Origin of the sequence: Streptomyces sp. ICN903 (genome assembly GCF_022015835.1) — a bacterium.
In the GTDB taxonomy this organism is placed as follows: domain Bacteria; phylum Actinomycetota; class Actinomycetes; order Streptomycetales; family Streptomycetaceae; genus Streptomyces; species Streptomyces fenghuangensis.
On the sequence record NZ_JAKMAY010000434.1, the window covers coordinates 1 to 3,702 of the forward strand.

At 69.3% G+C, this 3,702-nt stretch carries 4 protein-coding genes; all 4 read right to left on the reverse strand.

The annotated features are described in order from the left end of the window. Positions 1-220: 220 nt before the first annotated feature. Positions 221-1,078, reverse strand: a complete 858-nt coding sequence (gene pssA, locus L7D48_RS27230; protein WP_237883514.1) for a CDP-diacylglycerol--serine O-phosphatidyltransferase — start codon at positions 1,076-1,078, stop codon at positions 221-223. After that, the gene (locus tag L7D48_RS27235; RefSeq protein ID WP_237883516.1) at positions 1,065-1,712 is read right to left on the reverse strand and encodes a phosphatidylserine decarboxylase; all 648 of its coding nucleotides are present in this window, start codon (positions 1,710-1,712) and stop codon (positions 1,065-1,067) included. The genes pssA and L7D48_RS27235 overlap by 14 nt, the downstream gene beginning before the upstream one ends. Before the next feature lie 180 nt (positions 1,713-1,892). Continuing rightward, positions 1,893-3,098 (reverse strand): acyl-CoA dehydrogenase family protein, encoded by a 1,206-nt coding sequence (locus L7D48_RS27240; protein ID WP_237883518.1) that lies wholly within the window; start codon positions 3,096-3,098, stop codon positions 1,893-1,895. A 1-nt stretch (position 3,099) separates the two neighbouring features. Then, positions 3,100-3,633 carry a MaoC family dehydratase gene (locus L7D48_RS27245; protein WP_237883519.1) on the reverse strand — a complete coding sequence of 178 codons (534 nt, stop codon included), beginning with the start codon at positions 3,631-3,633 and terminating at the stop codon, positions 3,100-3,102. Positions 3,634-3,702 lie beyond the last annotated feature (69 nt).

Consider the following 3,702-nt stretch of genomic DNA (forward strand, 5'->3'; position numbering starts at 1 on the left):
GGCCCCCGCCTCCCGTCCAGCCCTTGTCCGGCGCCGGCCGGGGCCTGTCACCCGCCCCTCCTGGAGCCTCCTCGCGAATCCGCTGGTGTATCCCGGCGCGGTCCGGGAAGACGCGGACCAGGAGGAGAAGGCGGGAAACACCCGGGCGCCGGACGGAATCCATGGATTCCGTCCGGCGCCCGGGGTGTGGACAGGCCGTCGCAGGGGGGCCGGGGGCCGGTTAGGGCTGAGCCGCCGCCCGTGCCTCACGGCGGTTGTCGCGGAAGGTGTTGACCCGGCGCGCGGTGGCGAACAGCGGGATCACCGCGCCCAGCACCAGCTGCAGCGCGCAGCCGGTCTGCAGCAGCAGCTCACCGCCCGGGGCGTCGAAGGCCCAGGCCGTCAGCAGACCCATGCTCAGCACGATCCAGCCGAGCATCGCCACGGCCAGCAGCCCGCGCGGCTTGGGGTACTCCACCCGGCTCACCATCAGCCAGGCCACTCCGACGATGGCCAGCAGCGTCGGGACGAACGGCAGCTCCAGCAGCACGATCGAGACGACCGTCAGCGCCCCGAAGGGGCTGGGCATGCCCTGGAACACCCCGTTGGGCAGGGTGAGGCAGGAGAACCTGGCGAGCCGCAGCACCACCGCCAGCACCACCACGATCCCGGCGAGCGCCGAGACCCCCTGGTGCGCGTCGTTGGCCACCATCCCCCAGACCAGCACGAAGTACGCGGGTGCCAGCCCGAAGCTGATCAGGTCGGAGAGGTTGTCCAGCTCCGCCCCCATCGCCGAGCTGCGCAGCTTGCGCGCCACGAGCCCGTCGAAGAGGTCGAAGACCGAGGCCAGCAGCATCAGCATCACGGCGGTCGCGGCGCTGTGCCGGGCCATGCCGCCGTCGCCGTTGCCCGTCAGATGGGGGATCAGGACGCCGGTGGTGGTGAAGTACACCGCCAGGAAGCCGCAGGTGGCGTTGCCCAGGGTGAGCGCGTCGGCTATCGACAGCCGCATGGACAGCGGCATGTCGCCCATCTCGTCGCCGTCGTCCTCCGGGCCGGCCTCGGGGACCCACTGGGTCTTGGGGTCAATCACGGTCAAGGCGAGTCACCCCCGCGGTCGTGGGCTGGCCGACCTCGACGGCGACCTCGACGCCCTCCGGGAGGTAGAGGTCGACGCGGGAGCCGAAGCGGATCAGGCCGATCCGCTCACCCTGCTCGACCTTGGCGCCCTGCTCGATGTACGGGACGATCCGCCGGGCCACGGCGCCGGCGATCTGGACCATCTCGATGTCGCCCAGCTCGGTGTCGAAGTGCCAGACGACCCGCTCGTTGTTCTCGCTCTCCTTGTTGAACGCCGGGACGAAGCCGCCGGGCACGTGCTCGACGGACGTCACCGTGCCCGCCAGCGGGGCGCGGTTGACGTGGACGTTCAGCGGGCTCATGAAGATCGCGACGCGGGTGCGCCCGTCCTTCCACGGCATGATGCTCTGCACCACGCCGTCGGCCGGGGAGATGACACGGCCCTGGGCGATCTCTCGCTCGGGGTCGCGGAAGAACCACAGCATGCCCGCCGCCAGGGCGGTGGCGGGCACTGCCGCCACGGCCGCGCCTCTCGAGCGCCTGGCGCGGGCCAGGCTGAGGGCGGCGGTGGCGACGGTCGGGAGGAGCCACGGCGACGCTCCGCGCGCGAGACGGACGCGGCCGCGTTGTGCAGAGGATGAGCTGTGGGGCATGGATGACCTTCGTAGCGGAGGATGCCGCGTAAACACGGGGGACGGCGGCTTTCCCGGGATGCTATCGGTTACCGGTGGCAACTGGGCAAGCCAGAGCACCTGTCGGGACCGCGGGCTCCCCGGAAGGCCTCGGTTCGGGGTGTCGCCCCTTTGGAGGGAAAACACCCCGAACAAGGCATTCTACCCCTGGATCTTGTACTCCTCCAGGAGTCGGCGTCCCACGATCATCTTCTGGATCTCGGCGGTGCCCTCGCCGATCAGGAGCATCGGGGCCTCACGGTACAGCCGTTCGATCTCGTACTCCTTGGAGAAACCGTAACCGCCGTGGATGCGGAACGCGTCCTCCACGACCTCCTTGCAGTACTCCGAGGCGAGGTATTTGGCCATCCCCGCCTCCAGGTCGTTGCGCTGCCCGGAGTCCTTCTTCCGTGCGGCGCCGACCATCAGGGCGTGCGCGGCCTCCACCTTGGTGGCCATTTCGGCCAACTTGAACTGAATTGCCTGGTGCTGGGCGATCGGCTTTCCGAAGGTGTGCCGCTGCTGGGCGTAGGAGATGCCCAGCTCGAAGGCGCGCTGGGCGACCCCGCAGCCGCGCGCGGCCACGTTGACCCGGCCGACCTCGACGCCGTCCATCATCTGGTAGAAGCCGCGGCCGGTCGCGCCGCCCAGGACCCGGTTCTCCGGGACGCGCAGGCCGTCCAGGATCAGCTCGGTGGTGTCGACGCCCTTGTAGCCCATCTTGTCGATCTTGCCGGGGATCGTCAGACCCGGCTTGACCTCGCCGAAGCCCGGCTCCTTCTCGACCAGGAAGGTGGTCATCGACCTGTGCGGGGCGGTGCCGTCGGGGTGGCCCTCGTCGGTGCGGCACAGCACCGCCACCAGCGAGGAGGTGCCGCCGTTGGTCAGCCACATCTTCTGGCCGGTCAGGACGTACTCGTCGCCGTCGCGCACACCCTTGGTGGTGATGGCCGACACGTCCGAGCCCAGGCCCGGCTCGGACATCGAGAAGGCGCCGCGGACCTCGCCGGCCGCCATCCTCGGCAGGAAGTACTCCTTCTGCTCGTCGGTGCCGTGCTGCTTGAGCATGTACGCGACGATGAAGTGGGTGTTGATGATGCCGGACACGCTCATCCAGCCGCGGGCGATCTCCTCCACGCACAGGGCGTAGGTGAGCAGCGACTCCCCGAGACCGCCGTACTCCTCCGGGATCATCAGACCGAAGATCCCCAGCTCCTTGAGGCCCTCCACGATCCGCGTCGGGTACTCGTCCCGGTGCTCCAGGTCGGTGGCGACCGGGATGATCTCCTTGTCGACGAAGTCGCGGACGGTGGAGACGATCTCCCGCTGGATGTCCGTCAGGCCCTCGGTCTGCGCCAGGCGCCCCATGTCACTTGCCTCCCTTTCCGGAGTCCCGCCCGTCCGTGCGCAGCTCGGGGCGGCCGGGCTGCTCACCTCCGCGCGCCTCGATGTACTCGGCGGTGGGCACCATCACCTTGCGGCGGAAGACGCACACCAGGGTGCCGTCCTGCTTGTAGCCCTTGGTCTCGACGTGGACGATGCCGCGGTCGGACTTCGAGCGCGACGGCGTCTTGTCCAGGACGGTGGTCTCGCCGTAGACGGTGTCGCCGTGGAAGGTCGGCGCCACGTGCCGCAGCGACTCGATCTCCAGGTTGGCGATCGCCTTGCCGGAGACGTCCGGCACGGACATGCCCAGCAGCAGCGAGTAGACGTAGTTGCCGACCACCACGTTCCGGCCGAAGTCCGTCGTCTTCTCGGCGTAGTTGGTGTCCATGTGGAGCGGGTGGTGGTTCATGGTCAGCAGGCAGAACAGGTGGTCGTCGTACTCCGTGACCGTCTTGCCGGGCCAGTGCCGGTAGACGTCCCCGACCTCGAACTCCTCGTAGGTGCGGCCGAACTGCATGGTGTGAGTCTCCGTGGTGTGGTGGAAGAACGGGGTACCGGAGAGGGGCCGCCCCCTCCCCGGCCCCCC

Coding starts and splice junctions, on each gene's coding strand:
- L7D48_RS27245 (WP_237883519.1), bottom strand. CDS start 3,633: ATGCAGTTCGGCCGCACCTACGAGGAGTTCGAGGTCGGGGACGTCTAC.
- L7D48_RS27240 (WP_237883518.1), bottom strand. CDS start 3,098: ATGGGGCGCCTGGCGCAGACCGAGGGCCTGACGGACATCCAGCGGGAG.
- L7D48_RS27235 (WP_237883516.1), bottom strand. CDS start 1,712: ATGCCCCACAGCTCATCCTCTGCACAACGCGGCCGCGTCCGTCTCGCG.